The organism is Pseudomonas sp. NPDC087817 (genome assembly GCF_044742875.1).
Lineage (GTDB): Bacteria > Pseudomonadota > Gammaproteobacteria > Pseudomonadales > Pseudomonadaceae > Aquipseudomonas.
The window spans coordinates 116407-117203 of the sequence record NZ_JBIUVJ010000005.1 but is presented as its reverse complement, the minus strand read 5'-3'; the positions used below and the strand labels follow the sequence as shown (position 1 = coordinate 117203).

2 protein-coding genes are annotated in these 797 nt (G+C 58.1%); both read right to left on the bottom strand.

The window, feature by feature from the left end; translation table 11 throughout:
* Nucleotides 1-80: hypothetical protein (locus ACIONG_RS07230; protein WP_401298016.1), on the bottom strand; the 80-nt coding region annotated here is incomplete at its 3' end.
* A 12-nt stretch (nt 81-92) separates the two neighbouring features.
* Nucleotides 93-797: AAA family ATPase (locus ACIONG_RS07225; RefSeq protein WP_401297727.1), on the bottom strand; the 705-nt coding region annotated here is incomplete at its 5' end.

Below are 797 nucleotides of genomic sequence, written 5' to 3'. Positions count from 1 at the left end.
GCGTTGATCAGGTCGAGCAGTTCGCGCCCCGCCACCGGTACCGGGGCTGCACGCATTTCATTGAACAGGTTGAGCAACATGGCATCAGCCTCTTAGCGGGTGCCGCGACGGCTCATGAACGCCAGACGCTCAAGCAGTTGCACGTCCTGTTCGTTCTTCACCAAGGCACCGGCCAGTGGCGGAATCGCTTTGGTTGGATCGCGTTCACGCAGCACGGCTTCGCCGATGTTGTCGGCCATCAGCAGTTTCAGCCAGTCGACCAGTTCCGAGGTCGACGGCTTCTTCTTCAGCCCCGGCACCTTGCGCACGTCGAAGAACACGTCCAGCGCTTCGCTGACCAGATCCTTCTTGATGTCGGGGTAATGCACGTCGACGATTTTCTGCAGGGTGGTGCGGTCGGGGAAGGCGATGTAGTGGAAGAAGCAGCGGCGCAGGAAGGCGTCCGGCAGCTCTTTCTCGTTGTTCGAGGTAATGATGATGATCGGGCGCTTCTTGGCCTTGATGGTCTCGTCGATCTCGTAAACGTAGAACTCCATCTTGTCGAGTTCTTGCAACAGGTCATTCGGGAACTCGATGTCGGCTTTGTCGATCTCGTCGATCAGCAGAATGACCCGCTCTTCGGACTCGAAAGCCTCCCAGAGCTTGCCTTTCTTCAGATAGTTGCGCACGTCATGGACTTTCTCATTGCCCAGTTGCGAGTCGCGCAGACGGCTCACCGCGTCGTACTCGTACAGGCCCTGATGGGCCTTGGTGGTGGACTTGATGTGCCAGGTGATCAGCTTGGCGCCGAACGATTC